We start from the raw sequence: 22,343 nt of genomic DNA on the forward strand, positions 1-22,343 counted from the left end.
TAATGTTAGATAAAATCATAAAATTTAGTATTCAAAACAAGCTTGTTATTGGTATAATGACCTTGTTGCTTATCATTTGGGGAGTGTGGAGTGCCACAAAGCTTCCCATTGATGCCGTACCTGATATTACCAACAATCAGGTTCAGATTATTACCGTTTGTCCTACGCTTGCGGCACAGGAAGTGGAACAGTTGGTGACATTTCCTATTGAACAAAGCATTGCCAACCTGCCCGATTTAGAAGAAACCCGAAGTATTTCACGGTTTGGGCTTTCGGTTATTACGGTTGTATTTGATGATAATGTGGATATATATTTTGCCCGACAGCTTGTCAATGAAAAACTGAAAGAAGCCGAAGAAAAAATCCCAAAAGGCATTGGCACACCCGAACTTGCACCTGTAAGCACAGGTTTGGGCGAAGTGTACCAATACATCATACACCCCAAAAAAGGGAGTGAACATAAATACAATGCCAAAGACTTGCGTACTATGCAGGATTGGATTGTTGCCCGACAGCTAAACGGAACAAAAGGCATAGCCGAAGTAAACAGTTTTGGTGGCGAACTGAAACAATATGAAGTAGCCGTAAATCCCAACCGCTTAAAGGCAATGGGTGTAAGTGTTACCGATATTTTCAATGCTCTTGAAAAGAACAATCAGAATACAGGTGGTGCATACATTGACAAAAAACCAAATGCTTACTTCATTCGGGGTATTGGTTTGGTTACTTCGTTGGAAGATGTAAAAAACATAGCTGTAAAAAACACTAACGGCAGTATTCCGATTTTTATAAAAGATGTTGCAGAAGTTCGTTTTGGTAATGCGGTTCGCTACGGAGCATTAACCTACAATGGCGAAGTAGATGCCGTTGGCGGTGTGGTAATGATGCTCAAAGGCGAAAACAGCAACGAAGTAGTAAAACGTATCAAAGAAAAATTGCCTGTCATTCAGAAATCTTTGCCCGATGATATTGTCATTGAGCCTTATTTGGACAGAACAGATTTAGTTGGCAGAGCAATCAGCACCGTAGAAAAGAATTTAATTGAGGGAGCGTTGATTGTCATTTTCGTGTTGGTGCTGTTTTTGGGAAATTTAAGAGCAGGTTTAATTGTGGCTTCCGCTATTCCGTTGTCAATGCTGTTTGCTTTGGGAATGATGAATGTTTTCGGAGTAAGTGCCAATTTAATGAGTTTAGGAGCTATTGACTTTGGTTTGATTGTGGACGGTGCAGTTATTATTGTAGAAGCCACTTTGCACCATTTGGGTTTGCGAAAATCAATGAACAAGCTGACACAGCAGGAAATGGACAACGAAGTTTTTGTGTCCGCTTCCAAAATCAGAAACAGTGCAGCGTTTGGCGAAATCATTATTTTAATCGTGTACATTCCTATTCTCACATTGGTAGGCGTTGAGGGCAAAATGTTTACACCAATGGCTAAAACAGTAGGATTTGCCATTTTGGGAGCATTTATTTTGTCGCTTACTTATATACCAATGATGTGTGCTTTGTTTTTGTCAAAAAAAAGTTTCACACAAAGAAACCATTTCAGACAAGATGATGAACTACCTGCAAAGCATTTACCAACCGCTTTTGCAGAAAGCCGTAAAAATAAAATATTGGATTGTTGCTTCGACCGCTCTACTCTTTGCCTTTTCCCTTTTGCTCTTTAAAAATTTAGGTGGCGAATTTATACCACAATTACAAGAGGGCGATTTTGCGTTTCATTGCATATTGCCACAAGGCAGTTCGTTGAGCCAAAGTATTGAAACTTCAATGCAGGCATCAAGAATTATCAAGGAATTTGATGAAGTAAAAATGGTAGTCGGCAAAACAGGGGCTGCCGAAGTACCTACCGACCCGATGCCACCTGAAGCCACAGATTTAATGGTAATACTTAAACCAAAAAAGGAATGGAAAGAACAGAAAAGCTATAACCAGCTAGCTGATGAAATCAATGAAGCTTTGGAGGTTATACCGGGTGTATTCTTTGAAAAAAATCAGCCTATACAAATGCGTTTCAACGAATTGATGACAGGGATTCGGCAGGATGTGGCGGTTAAGATTTTCGGGGAAAATTTAGACAGTCTTGCCATTTATGCAGATAAGGTAAGTAAGGTTATTCAAACAGTAAACGGAGCGACTTCGCCACAGGTAGAACGGGTTAGCCGATTGCCACTAATCAATGTAGAATACGATAGAACACGACTTGCCAATTACGGTATCAATGTAGAAGATGTAAACAATGTAGTAAGCACCGCATTTGCAGGAAAAAGTGCAGGACAGGTTTTTGAAAACGAAAGGCGTTTTGATTTAGTGGTACGATTAGACAGTACATACAGAACGGACATAGACGATGTAAGCAATTTGATGATACCTACCAACACAGGTAATCAGATACCACTATCACAAGTAGCTAATATTAGCTACAAGTTGGGACCAGCACAAATCAGCCGGGAAGCAAGCAAAAGAAGAATTGTTATCGGCTTCAACGTATCGGGCAGAGATGTACAAAGTGTGGTTGAAGATATTCAGCAGAAATTAAGCGAGCAGATAAAATTGCCCACAGGCTATTACTTTACTTATGGCGGACAGTTTGAGAATTTACAGAAAGCAAGTAAACGCCTGATGATAGCTGTTCCAATTTCGCTGTTCCTTATTTTTTCGTTGCTATACTTTACGTTCCGTTCGGTCAAACAGGCAAGCCTGATTTTTACCGCAATCCCAATGAGTGCCATAGGTGGCGTGTTTGCGTTGCTGTTGCGTGGTATGCCGTTCAGCATTTCGGCAGGTATCGGCTTTATTGCTTTGTTTGGTGTAGCAGTATTAAACGGAATTGTCTTAATCGGAACTTTCAACCAATTAGAAAAAGACGGAGTTAAAGACATTTTCAAACGAGTATTTGACGGCACAAAGGAAAGGTTGCGACCTGTACTAATGACGGCAACCGTAGCAAGTTTGGGCTTTTTGCCTATGGCATTAAGCACAGGTGCAGGAGCAGAAGTACAAAAACCATTGGCAACCGTTGTTATTGGCGGATTGATTACGGCTACTTTCCTTACGCTGTTTGTACTGCCTTTGCTGTATATCATTTTCAATTCAAAAATCAACATCAGAAAAAAAGGAAAAATGAAATCCGTTACAACCGTAATTGTGTTGTTGCTTTCTGTTTTAAGTTTCAATGCAAATGCTCAAAACAAAAAAATAATTGGTGTAGATGAATCGATAAACATTGCATTGCAAAACAACGGAAATATAAAAGCGAAAGATTTTGAAATAAAATCGGCTCAAAGTCTGAAAAGAACATCGGGCGAATTACCGAAATTAGATTTTAATGCACAGTTGGGACAATACAACAGTATAAAGTTTGACCAATCTTTTCAAGTAGCACAAACGATACCGTTTCCGACTTTGTTCGGTGCTAAAAAACAACTGATAAATGCCGAAGTAAAAGGCAAAGAATTACAAAGTGAAATAACCGTATTGGAGTTAAAAAATCAAGTGCGTACTTATTTCTATCAAATTCAGTATTTGCAGAATAATCAAAAGCAGTTGTTGTATTTGGATAGTTTGTACAATGATTTTATCAAAGTGGCAGAACTGCGTTACAAAACAGGCGACACCAAAAAAGTAGAAATCAGTACAGCACAAGCCAAGCAAGGCGAAATCAATTTATTGCTGAAACAAAATGGAGTTTATCTCAATAATGCTTATCAAAATTTACAGGCATTGATGAATACAAAAGAACCGTTTGAAGTTGCCAATGATACAGATTTTAAGCCTTTGCAGGTAAGCACTTTGTTAGACAGCACAGCCATTGCAAACCACCCGACAATTAAGGCGTTGTATCAAGATATAATCATTGCAGAACAAACAAAAAAGGTAGAGAAAGCACAGGGTTTGCCCGATTTTACGATTGGTTACACTAATCAGTCTTTAATAGGTTTTCAAACTATAAACGGACAGGAGCAGTATTTTAATTCGGGCAATCGGTTCAGTTATGTAAGCGTTGGTGTTTCTATTCCTTTGACTTTCGGAGCTACAAAAGCAAGGATAAAATCTTTGGACTATCAAAAACAAGCCATTGAAGCCAACACCAAGCAACAGCAAATTTTGTTGGAAACACAGTTTCAAAATGCCATACAGCAGTATCAGCAGGATTTGCAGGAGTTCAATTACTATCAGCAACAAGCCTTGCCTAATGCAAACGATATTGTTTCATCGGCTCAATTAGGTTATCGCACAGGCGATATAAGCTATGTGGAGTATTTGTATGCTTTGCAAACGGCAACAGACATTCAGTTGAATTACCTAAAAAGTATTCAGCAGGTCAATCAATCGGTCATCAATATTTATTCAATAATCAATCAATAATTCGGTATGAAATTCAAAATAAAAAATTCAATCGTTTTTCCTTTGGCACTATGCACTTTGCTTGTGATAAGCAGTTGCGGTAGCAAAGACAATCATTCGCATAATGACGAAAATACAAAAGAAACAGGTACTTCTGACGGACACAACCACGAAGAAGAAACGCCAACCATTGTCACGCTTACACAAGAGCAGATAAAAGCCGTTGGCATCACGTTGGGCAAAGTAGAAAACAAGGAACTCACAGCCACTATAAAGGTAAATGGTATGCTTAAAGTTCCAAACAACAACAAAGCAATTGCCACTTCTTTGTATGGTGGAGTTATCAAAACGCTGAATGTGCAAATTGGCGATTATGTAAAGAAAGGACAGGTAATTGCTACGATTGCCAATCCGCAGTTTATACAGTTGCAGGAAGAATATTTGACTATTGGCAGTAAAATCACTTTTGCAGAACAGGAAGTACAACGCCAAAATGAACTCAATGCAGGAAACGCAGGAGCTTTGAAAAATCTGCAATACGCAACGGCAGAACTCAATACGCTTCGCACCCGAAAAGCATCATTGCAACAGCAAATACAGCTAATGGGCATCAATCCAAATTCGGTATCAAACAGCAACTTGAAATCTACATTGGTAGTTACAAGTCCGTTGAATGGAACAATAAGCAATTTGTTTGCAAAGATTGGCAGTTATGTAGATATTTCTTCGCCTGTTGCCGAAATCGTAGATAACAGTTCATTGCATTTGGATTTACAAGTGTTTGAAAAAGATTTACCGCTTTTGAAAATCGGGCAAACCATTCATTTTACCTTAACCAATAATCCTACTAATGAATACGATGCAAAAGTGTTTAGCATTGGTTCATCATTTGAAAACGAGAGCAAAACCATTGCCGTGCATTGCACCGTTACAGGAAACAAAATAGGTTTGATTGACGGAATGAACATTACAGGAATTGTGAGTTTGAGCAATGCCCTAACACCTGCCGTACCCAATGAAGCCATTGTAAACGCAGACGGAAAAGACTACATTTTTGTTGTTACTGATAAAAAAGCGGAAGAACACCACGAAGAAGAAAGCGAAGAACACAACCACGAAAGTGAAGACCGTAAACACAGCAATGAAGAAAACGGCAACATCAATTTTGAAAAAATAGAAGTTGTAAAAGGCGTTTCCAATATGGGCTACACCGCAATAACTTTTGTACAGGACATTCCTGCCAATGCTCAAATTGTAATCAAAGGAGCATTTTTTGTCAATGCCAAATTATCTAACACAGGAGGACACAATCATTAAAAATTAAAAGCAATGATAAATACAGATAAAAATCACAAGCATATTTACAATGTACAAGGTAAGCAGCTTTGTTGCACACAGGAAGAAAAAATTTACACCAATGCAGGTGCAAAAGAGTTGATAAAAGAAAAGCATCAACACGACCATAGCGATGATGACGGACACGACCACAGCCACAGTGATAGCAACCTTTTCAAAGTGTTTTTGCCAAGCATTATTTCATTGGTGCTATTGCTTGTTGCCGTTTATTTAGACAATTTCCTAAAACCAGAATGGTTTACAGGTTTGGTAAGGATTGTTTGGTATGTGGTGGCTTATATTCCTGTTGGGTTTCCTGTAATCAAAGAAGCCGTTGAAAGCATTGCCAAAGGCGAGATATTTTCCGAATTTCTGTTGATGAGCATTGCCACAATCGGAGCGTTTGCCATTGGCGAATATCCGGAGGGCGTAGCCGTAATGTTGTTTTATGCTGTTGGCGAAGTGTTTCAGACATTGGCGGTAAAAAGAGCAAAAGCAAATATCAAATCTTTGCTTGACCAAAGACCCGATGAAGTAACCGTTTTGCGAAACAACCAACCCCAAACCGTAAAGGCAGAAAGCGTAAACATTGGCGAAATCATACAATTAAAATCGGGCGAAAAATTGGGATTAGACGGAGTTTTGTTATCCGAAACAGCATCATTTAACACCGCAGCTTTAACAGGCGAAAGCAAACCCGATACCAAAGCCAAAGGCGAAACAGTTTTGGCAGGAATGATAAACCTAAACACCGTTGCACAGATAGAAGTTACCACAGCATACACCGATAGTAAGTTGAGTAAAATTTTAGAATTGGTACAAAATGCCACTTCACAAAAAGCACCGACAGAATTATTCATTAGAAAGTTTGCAAAAATATACACACCGATAGTTGTACTGTTAGCTATTCTAATTACAGCATTGCCCTACTTCTTTGTAGAAAATTATGTGTTCAGCCAATGGTTGTATCGTGCTTTGGTATTCCTTGTTATCTCTTGCCCTTGTGCATTGGTAATAAGTATTCCTTTAGGCTACTTTGGCGGAATTGGGGCAGCGAGTAAAAATGGAATATTGGTTAAGGGAAGCAACTTTTTGGATGTTCTTGCCAGCATACAAAATGTAGTAATGGATAAGACAGGTACAATGACGGAGGGCGTATTTAAAGTTCAGGAAGTTGTATTTGACAAGGCATTTGATGAGAAAGAAATTTTAGAAATGGTCAATGCTTTGGAAAGCCATAGTAGCCACCCCGTAGCAACTGCCATTCAAGAATATGTAGGCGATGTAAACCACAATATCCCATTAGAAAATATAGAGGAAATTGCAGGACACGGACTAAAGGCTAATGTAAATGGGAAAGAATTATTGGTAGGGAATTTTAAGCTGATGGATAAATTTTCTATTACTTATGACATAGACCCGAACAGCATTGTCTACACGGTAATCGCAGTGGCTTATGATAGAAAGTTTGTTGGTTACATTACCATTGCGGACAGCATAAAAGAAGACGCACAGGAAACCATAAATCTATTGCATAAGCTCAATGTTAAAGCTACTATGCTTAGCGGAGATAAAAGTACGGTTGTAAAGTATGTAGCGGAACAGTTGGGGATAGATAATGCTTTCGGAGATTTATTGCCTGAAGATAAAGTAAACAGAGTTAAAGAAATCAAAGCCAAAAATGAAACCGTTGCCTTTGTCGGAGACGGTGTAAATGATGCACCTGTTGTAGCGTTAAGTGATGTCGGTATTGCAATGGGCGGTTTAGGTAGCGATGCCACCATTGAAACAGCAGACGTAGTAATACAAGACGACAAGCCGAGTAAAATACCTATGGCAATCAATATCGGTAAACAGACAAAGAAAATTGTTTGGCAAAATATCACATTGGCATTTGTAGTAAAAGGAATTGTTTTAATACTTGGTGCAGGTGGCTTGGCAACAATGTGGGAAGCCGTTTTTGCCGATGTAGGTGTAGCATTATTGGCAATCTTAAACGCAGTACGAATACAACGAATGAAATTTTGACAAACCAACGCTAAAAGCAAGCACATTTGCAAACCGCACAAGGCGACACACAAGCCAAAGTTTGCAAAAGAGCTTGCTTTTTCCAACGCACGACAGAAAAAACAAAAAAATCTTTCCACGCTTCGCAAAAAATTAAATCTGCCGACACACCAAACCTGACAGACAAATACGAACGGACGGAAAAAACCACAGCTGCCAACATCGGTTTGGCGTTATGGCGGCTGACGTGCATAATTTGAGCTTAGTGCTACTATTAAACTTTTGTGCTAAATTTGGGCTGATGTTCCCTGATTGCCGCCACAAACGCCAAGCCGTGAACCGATAGAGAGCAATACGCTTCGCTTTACGGTTTTTCCATTTAAAATTTCTGTGATATGTAGAAGTTTTAAAGCGGGTTGAAGGTTCTAACTTTTTTGAGCATGAGCAAGAGATTGGTGAGAAATTTCTAAATTCTCAAAACCTATTGCTCTCTCCCGAATACTCGGGACGGCTTCGGAAATAATCGAGCTCTGGATAACGTTCTTTGTTCGATGCCTATTCCCGCATGAAGCGTACAGCTTCTATCACGAGAGTTACCTTCTGTGAGAAGGTCTTGTCAAAATTTTTGACGAGACCATTTAGCCCTTAGTTCTATTGCGTTGTTTAAGAAAAAAAACTATAAAAAAGAGGCTGCCCTTTTGAGGCAGCCTCTTTTTTTATTACATTTTAAATCAATTATTTTTTCTTGTTTTTTGCTTTATTTGAACTACTTTTTTTAGTAGATTTCTTATTGGGAAAGCGAACAGCAGCCTGAGCAGCAGCTAAGCGAGCTATAGGAACACGGAACGGAGAGCAGCTAACGTAGCTTAAGCCAAGCATATGGCAGAATTCGATAGAACTGGGTTCGCCACCATGTTCGCCACAGATACCGAGTTTTATGTCTTTGCGGGTAGAGCGACCTTTTTCGCATGCAATACGCATTAATTCGCCAACGCTATCGCGGTCAATTTGTTGGAATGGGTCAACAGGTAAAATTTTCTTTTCGAGGTATTCGGGTAAGAAACTTCCAATATCGTCACGAGAGAAGCCAAAGGTCATTTGTGTTAAGTCGTTGGTGCCAAATGAGAAGAATTGAGCATATTCGGCAATTTTATCGGCTGTTAATGCTGCTCGAGGAATTTCTATCATGGTACCAACTAAATGTGGTATTTCTTTTAATTTGAATTTTGCTAAAACTTCGGAGTAAACTTTTTGTATAAGTTCGTATTGGTGTTTTAACTCTGTAAATACAGAAGTTACAGGAATCATGATTTCGGGATAAGGATTCTTCTTTTCTTTGATGAGTTCGGCAGCTGCTTCAAAAATGGCTCTAACTTGCATTTCAGTAATTTCGGGGTAGGTAATGCCAAGACGAACACCACGGTGTCCCATCATGGGGTTGTTTTCGTGGAGTGAGTCGGCACGTTTATTAAATTCTTCTGAAGAAATATTTAAGCTATTGGCAAGTTTTTCGCGTTCTTCTTTAATATGAGGTACGAATTCGTTTAGAGGAGGGTCGAGGGTACGGAAGGTTACAGGTAGTCCGTCCATGGCTTCTAAGGTGCCTTTAACATCTTTTTTTACATATGGGAATAATTCATCTAAAGCAGCACGACGTTCTTTTTCGGTAGTAGAAACAATCATTTTGCGAAGTAAGAATAAAGGTTTTTCGCTACCCACACCATAAAACATATGTTCTGTGCGGAATAAACCAATACCTTCGGCTCCAAATGAGCGAGCTTTAGCTGCATCTTCTGGTGTATCGGCGTTGGTTCTGATTTTTAAAGTACGAATATTATCGCATAATTTCATGAACTTTACAAAATCTTTGTTTTCTTCGGCTGCTTTAATCATAGGTAGTTCGCCAAGATAAACGATACCTTTAGAGCCGTTGAGTGTAATCCAATCGCCTTCTTTTAAGATAGTACCATCGGCACATTTAATTGTTTTCTCGTTAACATCTATATTAAGGTTGCTAGCGCCAACAATACAGCATTTTCCCCATCCTCTTGCTACTAAGGCAGCATGGCTGGTCATACCACCTCTACCTGTAAGAATAGCTTCGGCAGCTCTCATACCGTCTATATCTTCGGGGTTTGTTTCTTCGCGAACCAAAATAACTTTTTTACCTTTTTTTGCCCATTCAACGGCATCGGCAGAATTGAATACTATTTGACCAGTAGCGCCACCAGGACCAGCAGGTAAACCGCTTCCTATTTTTTTAGCAGCTTTTTCCTTTTTGGGGTCGATAATGGGATGTAATAATTCGTCTAATTGCGATGGGCTAACTCTTAATACAGCTTCTTCTTTGGTAATAAGTTTTTCGTCTAGCATATCGAGTGCCATTCTAACTGCAGCAGGTCCATTACGTTTACCAACGCGACACTGGAGCATATAAAGTTTTTCTTCTTGAATGGTAAACTCAATATCGAGCATGTCGCGGTAATGCTTTTCGAGTTTCTTTTGAATAGCATCCAATTGTTTGTATGCTTTAGGCATTGCAGTTTCGAGTGAAGGTAAGTGCTTATTGTGTTCAGATTTTCCTACTTCGTTGATAGGGTTGGGCGTACGAATACCAGCTACAACATCTTCGCCTTGAGCATTGGGTAGCCATTCGCCGTAGAAGTATTTTTCGCCGGTAGCGGGGTTGCGGGTAAAGGCTACACCGGTAGCCGATGTTTCGCCCATGTTACCAAATACCATTGATTGAACATTAACAGCAGTGCCCCACCAGTCGGGTATACCTTCAATTTTACGATATGATATAGCGCGTTTACCATTCCAGCTTTGGAATACAGCTGCAATAGCTCCCCATAATTGGTCTTTAGCATCTTCGGGGAAGGGTTTGCCTAAAACTTCTTTAACTTTCTTTTTATAAATAACAATGAGTTCTTTTAAATCGTCTGCACTGAGTTCGGTTTCATGTTTTACACCTTTTTTGTGCATAAGTTTTTCCATTTCTTTTTCGAGTTGCTGGCGAACGCCCATACCGTCGGCGGGTTCAATGCCAGCAGCTTTTTCCATTACTACGTCGGCATACATTTGTATGAGACGGCGTTGAGAATCGTAAACGAAACGAGGATTTTTGGTCTTTTTTATGAGTCCTTCGCGAGTGGTATCGTTTAAACCAACATTTAAAACGGTATCCATCATACCCGGCATAGATGCTCTTGCACCTGAACGAACCGAAACCAATAACGGATTATTTTTGTCGCCAAATTTCATTCCCATTATTTTTTCAACTCGTGCAAGAGCTTTTTCTACTTGTTTTTCAAGTTCTTTGGGATAAGTTTTGTTGTGTTGGTAATAATAAGTACAAACTTCGGTTGTAATGGTAAAACCAGCAGGAACCGGAAGCCCAATGCTATCCATTTCGGCTAAATTAGCTCCTTTGCCACCTAGTAGTTCTTTCATGTCGGCTTTGCCTTCGGCTTCGCCATTACCAAAGAAATAAACGTATTTCTTTTCTTTTTCAGTTTTCTTTTTTGTTGCCATGTATCTTAATGGTTTAGTTAAACAATCTTTTTGCGAATTTAACTATAATTTGAATTTTAATTGCAAAAACCTTAAAATTTTTTTTTGCTTTTTAAACAACTTGTTAATAGATAGCGAATTAAGAATATGGTATTTTAATTTTTTTTAATAAATCTAAAAACGCTTTATGAATGATTATTTGGCTTTAAAAACTATTAAAAAAAATAGGCTATTTTAAAGTAAAATATTAACTTTGTTGCAATAAATCTAAGGATAAATGTTGACAAAAAAAGCCCAATATGCTTTGTATGCTTTAAGATACTTAGCTTTTAAAAAGGCAAATGGTCCTGTTTTAATAAAAGAAATGGTTGAAGCTGAAAAACTACCCCAAAAGTTCATTGAGGCTATATTAGTCGATTTAAAGAATGCAGGTTTTGTAAATAGCAAAAAAGGCAAAAACGGCGGTTATTATTTGATAAAGGAACCGAAAGAAATAAATTTTGCCGATATTATTCGTGTTTTCGACGGTGCTATTGCCTTGTTGCCTTGTGCCACTTATAAGTATTACGAAAAATGCGAAAAGTGTGAGAATGATGACGATTGTGGTTTGCGTAATGTAGTAAAAGAAATTCGCGATAAGACTGTAGCTATTATGAAAGAGCTAACCCTTCAGGATGTGATTGATAGAGATAAAACCGGACGTTTTAATATGTTATGACTCGCAAATTGCTTATAATATGGGCTTTATTTTTATTATTAACGAATTTTTTATTTAGTCAGCGTGTTGGCTTAGTATTGAGCGGAGGTGGGGCAAAAGGTTTAGCTCATATTGGTGTAATTAAAGCATTAGAAGAAAATGGTATTCCCATCGACTACATTACGGGTACTTCAATGGGTGCAATTGTAGGTTCGCTTTATGCGGCTGGTTATTCGCCTCAGGAGATGGAAAAAATTGTAACAGACCCTGAATTTCAAAACTGGGCATGGGGCAAAATACCCGACGATTATGTCTATTATTTTAAGCGTAAAGAAGACGATGCTTCATGGCTCGATTTAAAGTTTAAATACGATTCTGTTATTTCTCCTAGCTTGCCTACCAATGTAGTTCCACCTCATTCAATGGATCTCGCTTTTATGCAATTGTTAGCCTCTGCATCGGCAAAGGCAAATTATAATTTCGATAGCCTTTTTGTGCCTTTTCGTTGTGTAGCAAGCGATGTTTATGCTAATGAACCAATTATTTTCAAAGAGGGCGATTTAGGTTCGGCTGTACGTGCTTCAATGACTTTTCCGTTTTATTTTAAACCCATTTCTATTAAAGGGCGTTTGCTCTTTGATGGTGGTATTTATAACAATTTCCCGATTGATATAATGCAAAATGATTTTAAACCCGATTTTATTATCGGAAGTTGTGTTGCTTCTAATGCCATGCCTCCATCGGACGATAATATTTTATTGCAAATAGAAAATATGATTGTTTCGAATTCTAATTATACTGTACCCGACTCAAATGGTATTATGATTAAGCCCGATGTTAAAATGATAAAACTTATGGATTTTCATCTTGCAAAAGAGCTTATTAAAATTGGATATGGAGCTGCTATGGCTCAAATGAATTATATTAAGCAATTAATTCCAATTAGAATAGATACCCATAATGTAAGTATTCGAAGAAACAATTTTAATTCTGAAAAAAAAGAATTGCTATTTAAAAATATATATATATCGGGATTGACTTATTCGCAAAGTTTATATTTATTAAAAAATTTTTTAAAAAATAAAGAGACACTTAATTTTAATAATTTTAAGAAAGAATATTATAAGCTTATTGCGGATGATCAAATAGAAAGTATATTTCCGCGTGCTAAATACAACGAAAATTCAGGATTTTATAATCTTTTTCTAAATGTCAAACGCGAAAAACCTTTTGTAGCTCGAATAGGGGGGTTAATATCATCCGATAACTTAAACGAAGGCTTTTTAGCGATGGAGTATAAGTATTTATCGAAGGTGGCTACTTCGCTATATGGTAATATTTATTTTGGAAAATTTTACACTAGTTTGTATGGACGAATAAGGATTGATAATTTAACCAAGTTGCCTTTCTATTGGCAATCGTATGTTGCCATGAACAATTTCGATTTTTATCGAGGCAGCAGTTTTATTTTTTATGAAGATAATCGTCCTTTGTATATTATACAACGAGAACGTCTTTTTGGTAGCGAACTAGTATTACCGATCAGAAATCAGGCTCGTTTTAATTTGGGTGCTGTTTTTAACGATTTTGGTTATCAATATTATCAAACTTCTTCATTTAGCATAAAAGATACAACCGATAAAACATCTTTTTATGGATATACACCATATATGATTTATGAGCGAAACACTTTAAATAATAAAAATTATGCTTATAAGGGTCATATGTTAAAACTTGAACTGCGTTATTATCATGGCATAGAGAGTTATAAACCTGGCTCAACTTCAACTATAAAGCAAATGCTGAAGCATCATCACGAATGGTTTTATATTAATATAAAATCAGCCGATTATTTATCGATTAGTAAGCGAATTAATTGGGGAATATCATCCAACTTAGTGTGGTCGAACCAACCACTTTTTAGCAATTATTCAGCTACTTTATTGATGAGCCCTTTTTATACACCTACCATACATGCTAAAACAATATACATCGAACCTCTCCGAAATGCCTCATTTACAGCTGGTGGAATTGATTTTATATATCTTTTTTCTGATAATTTTCATGCTCGTTTATCTTCTTACATTTATGCTCCAATAAATCCTGTTATTAAAGACGAATCAGGTAATATTAAGCAAAATGCTCGAATAATTGGAAATTTATATCAATTATATAGTGGGGCATTGGTATTTTCTTCTCCTATTGCCAACGTATCTTTAAGTATTAATTATTACCCTTGGCATACTCAAGGTTGGTTTGGACAATTTAATATAGGTTTTCTTATTTTTAATAAAACGATGCATCCATAAAATTTTTTTACTTAAAACATATTGCTTATTTTTACAACACCAATGAGTAAAAGTTATGGCAAAATTTTTTTTACCCTTAATTTTACTTTTGTTAACTGCTTGGATAATTGTAGGCGTTCAACAAGAGTATGAAAAAAATAGTTTATATAATCCTGTTACTTACGATTCGTTGATAAAAATAGCTCAGAGTGAATATTATATTGATTCATTAAAATTAGAAAAGTATAAAGATTTTAAGCTAATAACATACAAAGGAATTGCTTATTTAATACCTAATTCATTTTATGAAAGCAGTTTAACAACCGAAGAAGATGCAATTTTTCAATTTGAACGTTATTTGCCACCACTAAAATTTATTTTATATAGCGATTTAAAATCAACCGATTCTACTGCTTATAATTTTTCACTCGATAACTATATTGTTTCTACTATAAATGCTAATAAAAACAATGCTTCGTGGTTTAAAATGGAAGATTCGTTAGTATTTAATTTAGGTACCGGACAAAAAGCGGTTATGACTTCATATATAAGAACAAAAACCTATGAAGATGGTACTTCTAATACTTTACATATTTCTTTTTTAGCAACAGCAGATACTGCAAGTTTATATATGTTGTTCTTTTATTGCGATACTGCCGATTATTCTAAAAATATAGAAGATATTCATAAAATATATACATCAACAGGTATATTTAATTAGTATGGTTTTAAATTACATTTGGATAGGCTTAATTGTTATAGGTTTTCTTTTTGCTGTAATTTCTTCTTTAATCACCGGCAATGTAAGTGTTTTTCCTTCGATGATGAATGCAGCTTTCGATATGGCTAAGACCGGTTTTGAACTTTCGTTAGGATTAACGGGTGTAATGACCTTATGGCTGGGGATGATGAAAATTGCCGAAAAATCGGGTATGGTGCAAGTTTTAGCAAGGTTAGTAAGTCCGTTGTTTTCGAAACTTTTTCCCGAAATTCCGTCAAAGCACCCGGTACATGGCTCTATTATGATGAACGTTGCTGCCAATATGCTTGGACTCGACAATGCTGCAACACCACTTGGATTAAAGGCTATGAATGAGTTGCAAGAACTTAATCCAAAGAAAGATCAGGCATCGAATGCTCAGATTATGTTTATGGTTCTAAATGCTTCTGGGTTAACTATTATACCTATTAGCATAATGGTTTATCGTACACAAATGGGGGCAGCTAATCCGGCCGATGTCTTTATCCCTATTTTAATTGCAACATTTATAGCAACTTTAACCGGTATTATTGCTGTTGGTATTGTTCAGAAAATCAATCTTTTTCAGCGTTATATTCTGCTATATTTAGGAGGTTTTTCGTTACTCCTTGCTTGGCTTATTTGGTATTTTACAACCATACCCGTTGAGAAATTGCAAACTGTTTCTACTGTTGCATCAAATTTCTTAATTTTACTGGTATTGGTTAGCTTTGTTTTTGTGGGCTTTATAAAAAAAATTAATGTGTACGATACGTTTATTGAAGGTGCTAAAGATGGTTTTCAGGTAGCTGTTAAAATTATTCCTTTTTTGATAGCGATTTTAGTGGCTATTGGTATTTTTCGCGAATCGGGTGCTTTACCTATGCTAGTAGAGGGCTTGCGTAAACTTATTATAGCTATGGGGCTGAATACCGATTTTGTAGATGCCATACCTACAGCTCTGATGAAGCCGCTGAGTGGAAGTGGCGCACGTGGAATGATGATAGATACGATGAAAACTTTTGGTGTTGACTCTTTTGCAGGTCGCTTGTCGTGTGTATTTCAAGGAGCTACCGATACTACTTTTTATATCATTGCTGTTTATTTTGGTTCTGTTGGAATTAAAAATACCCGTCATGCTATAGGGTGTGCTCTTATTGCAGACTTAGCGGGTGTGATAGCTGCAATTTTAGTTTCGTATTTATTTTTTCACTAAGCCATATAATAGCTTAAAACTCGTGTTGATATTTGTTCAAAAACTTGGCAAGTCCTCCCTCGGAGGTTTCGCGGTATATTTTGGGCAAATCGTGCCCTGTTCGTTTCATGGTTTCTACAACGGTATCGAAGCTTATTCTGTGCCGGCCATCGCCTAAAATGGCAAAAGCATTGTTGTCTAATGCTCGTGCTGCAGCAAAAGCATTTCGTTCTATGCAGGGTATTTGCACCAACCCGGCAACGGGGTCGCAGGTTAAGCCTAAATGATGTTCCAATCCCATTTCGGCACTGGTTTCGATTTGAAAAATTGAACCACCAAAAAGTTGTGTTGTGGCAGCCGATGCCATTGCACATGCAGTGCCTACTTCGCCTTGGCAACCTACTTCGGCACCTGAGATACTTGCATTTTTTTTAATAATTAGCCCGATAATGCCTGCTGTGGCTAAGGCCCTCAAGATTTTTTTATCTGAAAAACCATGTTCTGTTTTAAGATAATACAGAACCGAAGGGATTACTCCACTGCTTCCACAGGTCGGTGCGGTAACAACTTTACCACCACAAGCATTTTCCTCAGAAACAGCCAAAGCATAGGAGTATAACAAAGCTCGTTTTCGCATTGAACTCGTAAAACCATTTGCTTTAATATGAAAATTGGCTGCTTTACGTGGAAGTTTTAATACACCCGGTATAACACCTTCGTTTTCAAGCCCCCGTTGAATACACTCTTGCATAACAGCCCAAACTTCTGCTAAGTAATCCCAAATCTCATTGCTTTCAAACTGATCTACCATTTCCCAAATTTGAAGTCCGTTTTCGTGGCAATATTTTAAGATTGCATTCAAATTTTTAAAAGGATAAATATGGTTTATACTTTCAGCATCATCTTCTTCGCCCATAATGCTTCCACCGCCAATGCTATAGGCTTTCCATTGAACGACAGGTTCGTTGGTCTCGTTTAACGCTTCAAATTCCATAGCATTAGGATGTTTTTTTAAAAAAACGTCGGCACGCCAAACAATTTCGATAGGTTTACCTTTTTCGTCGAAAACATTTTTTATGGCAACATCGGTAAGGTGTCCCTTGCCAGTTGCTGCAAGACTTCCGTATAAGGTAACTCGATAGGCAGTGTAATTGGGATGTTTTTGAATAAATTGTTCGGCAGCTTTTCTGGGACCCATGGTATGGCTACTCGATGGACCATAACCAATTTTATAAATGGTTTTAATGCTTTCCATAAGGACTTGTTTTGAACAAAGCTAAGTAAATTAAAAGTAAAAACAAAACCGAAAAAAGTGAAGTTATATTTTTATTTTTTGACAATCATAAATTCTGTACGGCGATTAAGTGAACGTCCGGCTTCGGTATCGTTGGAGGCAACGGGTTTGGTCTCGCCAAAGCCTTTTGTAGCAGTGATGCGTTTGGGGTCTAAGCCATTTAAGATTAAATATTCGGCAACGGCTTTGGCTCTTTTTTCGGAAAGAATTAAGTTGCTGTTATCATCTCCTACATTGTCGGTATGTCCATGAATTTCAAAGCATACCGTTGGATTTTCGTTGAGGAATTCGAGAAAATTGTCCAATACCACTAAACTCGATTTTTCGAAAACTGCTGAATTGCTAGCAAAGTATATGTTGTTAATTTTTACAGTTTTACCTTCTTCAATGGGTTTTACTTCAAAGTTTACTTCAACGGGTTTATCTCTTTTGAGTTCATCGGCTTTTATGTAATTGGATGTAAAGGCATAGTCTTTTTTCTTAACCATCAAAATAAAATCGTCATTCGGTTTTTCAACGGGAATAACTACGGCATATTTACCGGTTAATTTATCGACCATTGCTTCGCTGGTTCGTTGTTCAGTAACATTTTTTATTACGACTTTAGCATCTTCGAGTGGATTACCTTCTTCGTCTTTTACCTGACCTTTATAGAAAACCACTTCGGTAGGACGAGCTTCGTTGTACAAGTCGAACGAATAAATATCATATCCTTTGGAATCGTTGAGTTTATTGGAAGAAAAGTATGCTTTTTTGCCATTAGTGCTGACAATAAAACCTATTTCGTCGTTTTCGGTATTGATAGGGTAGCCAATATTTTTAGGTTCTGACCATTTCCCATTGGGAAGCATTTTAGAGTAATAGATGTCGTATCCACCAACTCCGTAATGCCCATCCGATGAAAAATAGAGTGTTTTGGAGTCGCTATGAATATAAGGGCTTTTTTCGTTCCCGGGTGTGTTTATAATAGGTCCTAAATTTTTGGCAGGTAGCCAATTACCATTAGCATCTTGTTGAGACATCCATATATCGCTGGTTTGTGTTTCAGGGTTATCTAATTCAAAGCCAATATTGCCCGGACGGATGCTTGCAAAAAAGAGCATTTTACCGTCAGATGATATTGAAGGTTGACTTTCCCACGAACGACGTCCATTTATAGAAGCACCTAAATTGCGTAATTGACTCCAGCTACCGTCTTCGTAATCAGAAACCCAAATATCGCAATTGGGACCTTCGCAAATAGTAACATAAAGGTGGTTGTTGTCGATGGTGATGCTAACAGCTCCTTGGTTGTTGTTGGTATTTTGATTAAATGGTGCAGGCATGGGTTGGTTTGCCGAAAAAACTTCTTTGTTTTTGTCGCGAGTGGCTACTGTAAAAACATCGAATTTTTGAGTAGTACCAAGCTCGTTTACTTTATTTATGCGGTGGGTATAAAACATGAGTTCATCGTCGGGGCTTATGAGTGGCAGAAATTCATCATCGGGTCCGCTTACACCTTCTACTTTAATAGGATTAAAGGGAACTGGATGATTGATAAGGTCTAAATATACATCGATATGTTTCTTCATGTTTTGGGCTTCGGTTATTTGAGGAGAATTTTTGGCATTTGCTATAAATTTTTCGAGGTAAGGCTTAGCTTTATCGTATTTTTTTTCGTGGTAATAATAATATGCCGCTTCATAGCAGGCACGATAGTTGTCAATCGATGGGCACGCATCGGCAGCTTTAACATAATAATTGATAGCATTGTTTTTGTATTGGAGAGCAGAGTTACCATTTGTGGCTTGATTGCTTCGTTGCACATTAACATCGGCTAATATAAGATAGGCTTTGGCAAAGTTAGGGTCTTCGCGAACTGCTTCGGTCAATAGTTTATAGGCAAGCTCCGGATTCCTTTTTTGATAAGCTTCTTGCGATTGTTCAAAAAGCTTTTGGGCTTTTTTTTCGGGTTCGGGGCATTCTTGCGAAAAGCTTTTAAGCGTGCAAAGCAATGATATTACTACAACAATATTTGCAAGTTTTATTTTTTTTATCATTTTTATTTCTTTTTTGCTTCTTCAATCAGCTTGTCGCCTTTTTGTTTAGCTTCGTTTCTGATTTTGTCGGCTTCGGCTTTTGCTTGATTTACTTTGTTTTGCGATTCTTGTTGTGCTTTGGTTTCTATGTCCGAAGCTTTTTTGTCGGTTTCTTTGCGTATTTTATCTGCCGATTCTTTGGCTATTTTTTTAGCAATGGGACCTTTGCCTTCAGCTTCTTTTTCCAATTGTGCAGCTTTATCGTAGCCTTCTTTGCGAACTTGATCGGCAGTTGTTTTAGCTGTTTGAGTTATTTGATTGGCTGCATTTTGAGCTGCATTAACTAACTGAGTTGCTTTGGCATCGGCTTCTTTATATAATTTGTCGGCTTGTTCTTGAGCCTTACGAATTGCTTCGGCTTTAGCTTTATCTACTTCTTCGTTGATTTTTTGTGTAACTGCTTCTTTGACTGTTTCTACAGTATTTTGTGCCATGTCTTTTAAATTGAGTTTTATTTCGGGTTTGGTTAGGGTGCCGCCAATAAGACCTTTAACGGGAATTATATCGGGAGTTTTCAGATTTACGCCGTTTTGCTTTGCTAAACCCATCCATTGCCCAATAATTTCGTTGGCTTGACTGCCAAGTGCTTGTTTGGGAACGTTCATGAGCATATTGTAATGAAGTGTTTGGTCGAGGTTTTGGCTACCACTAAATTCAACAGGAATATTGCCCATTTTGGTTTTTACAGGTTCTATGGTAATATTGCCTTTTTCTATCTTGAATTGGATATTTAGGTTATCTAAGGTGAATTTTTCGTATTGTTTATTTTTCAAAAATTCAGCTATTTTTTGTCCTAAATCGCTGTTTTCAACCGTGATGTTTTTGGTACTTAATGTTCCTTCGGCATCTACGGTGTTCAGCATCGGATCCATAGTTTTGCTCATATTCAGGTGCATATCAATTCCCATAGATACTTTTCCCGAACATTTTTCGGCTATGGGAACCATCTTTTTAACGATGGTAAATGTGTTGTAGGTTTGTTTAATATCAATGTTGTCAATCTTTAGATTCATTTTAACATCGGGAAGAACATCGGTATAAGCATATTGGGCTGACATAGCCATAGAACCATCTAAGGTGTTGAATTTTAGATTTTCTAAGTTTAAGATACCTTCTTTCATGGTTATTTTACCAAGTGTTTGGGCGAGTTCTAAATTATCATAGAGCAATTGTTGGATAGTGGCTTGAAATGCAAAATCGATGTTTTTAGGAATAGAAGGAGCTTCTAATGCGGCAGTGTCGGCGGGCGTGGGAGTGGAAGTCGGAGCTTCGTCTGAACTTAAAAACTGATTGATGTTTAATGTTTTTGAATTGAGTTCAAACGAGCCTTTTAAAAGTTGGTCTTTGAATAAGTAAGCCATAAAGTTTTCGATTTTGCCTTTTAAATTTATGTCGCTTTGACCGATTTGCATTTGAAGGTTTTTCAAGTCGAAATATTTAGGCGATACTTCTGTTTGCATATCGGGTATAGCAACGGTATAGGGTAAATCGCTTGCTTTGTATTCAAAGTTTTGGAGTTTAAGGTAACCAAGTGCTTTAATGTCTTCGTATTTTTCGGCTTCTACTTGTGCCATATTGGTCTGGTATTCTATATCTATATCGGCAATTCCTTTCATGGTAACTCCTTGCATGGGGTAGAAGTTTTGAACCTGAGCTAAATCGAGTTTCCCCTTGATTGTTCCTTTTAAGTTGGCGTTTGATATGGGAGTGGAAACATAGAGAACTGCATCGAACGGATTGTTTGCCATATTCATATGGAATTTTTTCAAATCAATAATGGTGTGATCGGGGTTGCCATCTTTGTTGTCAACCGAGAGTTTAATGTTAATATCGTTTACCGAAGCAGGAAGGCTTGGATATTTAAAGCTTCCGTTGTCAACTTGTAAGTTTAAGTTGAAGCCGGGCATAAGGCTATCGTTGTATATACCTTTAACTTTTCCGTCGAATTTAACATTTCCGGTTGTTTTTACTTCTTTGAAATCTTGTAAATAAATAGCAGGAACCAACGATAATAGGGTTTTGAAATCGGTCTTTTCGGCAGCATAACGAATGTCGATGTCGATATCGTCTTTGGGCATGGCAACTTTACCATCGATTAAGAGTTTAAAATCGTTGATCGACAGTTCGTTTTTAGAGAAAGTAAATACGAAATTAGCAAGATCGGCATCTATTTCTGAAACAATTTTTACAACTGCTTTTTTTAAGTAGCTTATTCCATCGAAAGTAAAGTAAGAAGAGTCTATACTTGTTTCGGTTTTAAGTGTGGTGCGTTCATCGGTTAAATCGCCTTTGAGAAGAAAATGGAGATTTTGTGCAACAAACTTCATATTCATCGATTCGTCGTTGTAATTGATATTGGCTTCGTTTAACTCAACCTTTTTTAATGCTAAAGCAAAATGCGAGGTGGTGGTATCTTCGGTTTGTGTTGTATCGGTTGTTTCTTTAGCGATATCCCAGTTGGCTTTGCCATTTTTTAGTACAAGCAGATTTAACAAAGGTTGGTTAAGCACTATGCTTTTTATTTTAATTTGATCGCCAAAAACACTTATAAGGTCGAGCGAGGCGGTAAACTCGGGAAAATATGCCAGTGTGTCGCCTTCAAACTCGTTGGTGCCGACAACCGAAAGTTGATCAAGCTCAATGTATAAATTTGGAAATGTTTTGAAAATACCTATGCTGTAGTCTTTGAAATCTACTTTTGCATTTAAGTTGTTGTTTATTTCGTCTTTTACAAACTGAAGAATCTTATCCTTAAATATAAAGGGTAATACTATTATTAAAATAAGAAAAATCAGAAAACTGATTCCGCTGATTTTTAAGATTTTCTTTAACATAAGTCTCTGTTTA

10 protein-coding genes and 1 pseudogene are annotated in these 22,343 nt (G+C 37.3%); 7 read left to right on the forward strand and 4 right to left on the reverse strand.

The window, feature by feature from the left end; translation table 11 throughout:
* Positions 1 to 2 precede the first annotated feature (2 nt).
* The 3 genes and pseudogenes from HPY79_00470 to cadA all read left to right on the forward strand — a co-directional run bounded on the left by HPY79_00470 (position 3) and on the right by cadA (position 7,713).
* Positions 3 to 4,371, forward strand: a pseudogene (locus HPY79_00470) (CusA/CzcA family heavy metal efflux RND transporter).
* A gap of 6 nt (positions 4,372 to 4,377) precedes the next feature.
* Entirely contained in the window at positions 4,378 to 5,667 is a 1,290-nt protein-coding gene (locus HPY79_00475) for an efflux RND transporter periplasmic adaptor subunit (protein NSW44294.1), read from the forward strand.
* A gap of 12 nt (positions 5,668 to 5,679) precedes the next feature.
* A complete protein-coding gene (cadA, locus tag HPY79_00480) occupies positions 5,680 to 7,713 on the forward strand; it encodes a cadmium-translocating P-type ATPase (protein ID NSW44295.1) in 2,034 nt (677 codons plus the stop codon).
* Positions 7,714 to 8,427: 714 nt separating this feature from the next.
* Here cadA and HPY79_00485 read toward each other — a convergent pair.
* Positions 8,428 to 11,226 (reverse strand): pyruvate, phosphate dikinase, encoded by a 2,799-nt coding sequence (locus HPY79_00485; protein ID NSW44296.1) that lies wholly within the window; start codon positions 11,224 to 11,226, stop codon positions 8,428 to 8,430.
* Positions 11,227 to 11,482: 256 nt separating this feature from the next.
* Here HPY79_00485 and HPY79_00490 point away from each other — a divergent pair, with 256 nt between their 5' ends.
* The 4 genes from HPY79_00490 to HPY79_00505 are packed head-to-tail and all read left to right on the forward strand — an operon-like array spanning position 11,483 to position 16,145.
* Entirely contained in the window at positions 11,483 to 11,923 is a 441-nt protein-coding gene (locus HPY79_00490) for an Rrf2 family transcriptional regulator (GenBank protein NSW44297.1), read from the forward strand.
* Positions 11,920 to 14,211 (forward strand): patatin-like phospholipase family protein, encoded by a 2,292-nt coding sequence (locus tag HPY79_00495; GenBank protein NSW44298.1) that lies wholly within the window; start codon positions 11,920 to 11,922, stop codon positions 14,209 to 14,211. The genes HPY79_00490 and HPY79_00495 overlap by 4 nt, the downstream gene beginning before the upstream one ends.
* Positions 14,212 to 14,266: 55 nt before the next feature.
* Positions 14,267 to 14,911, forward strand: a complete 645-nt coding sequence (locus tag HPY79_00500) for a hypothetical protein (GenBank protein ID NSW44299.1) — start codon at positions 14,267 to 14,269, stop codon at positions 14,909 to 14,911.
* Between the two features lies 1 nt (position 14,912).
* Positions 14,913 to 16,145, forward strand: coding sequence for a hypothetical protein (locus HPY79_00505; protein ID NSW44300.1), 1,233 nt, complete (start codon positions 14,913 to 14,915; stop codon positions 16,143 to 16,145).
* Positions 16,146 to 16,158: 13 nt separating this feature from the next.
* Here the strand turns inward: HPY79_00505 and HPY79_00510 are convergent, their stop codons facing one another.
* The 3 genes from HPY79_00510 to HPY79_00520 all read right to left on the reverse strand — a co-directional run bounded on the left by HPY79_00510 (position 16,159) and on the right by HPY79_00520 (position 22,330).
* On the reverse strand, positions 16,159 to 17,379 hold the full coding sequence (locus tag HPY79_00510) for an L-serine ammonia-lyase (protein ID NSW44301.1): 1,221 nt from the start codon (positions 17,377 to 17,379) through the stop codon (positions 16,159 to 16,161).
* Between the two features lie 71 nt (positions 17,380 to 17,450).
* Positions 17,451 to 19,457 carry an OmpA family protein gene (locus HPY79_00515; protein NSW44302.1) on the reverse strand — a complete coding sequence of 669 codons (2,007 nt, stop codon included), beginning with the start codon at positions 19,455 to 19,457 and terminating at the stop codon, positions 17,451 to 17,453.
* Between the two features lie 2 nt (positions 19,458 to 19,459).
* Positions 19,460 to 22,330 (reverse strand): AsmA family protein, encoded by a 2,871-nt coding sequence (locus tag HPY79_00520; protein NSW44303.1) that lies wholly within the window; start codon positions 22,328 to 22,330, stop codon positions 19,460 to 19,462.
* Positions 22,331 to 22,343: the final 13 nt, after the last annotated feature.

Source organism: Bacteroidales bacterium, from assembly GCA_013314715.1.
Classification (GTDB): Bacteria; Bacteroidota; Bacteroidia; order Bacteroidales; family GWA2-32-17; genus Ch61.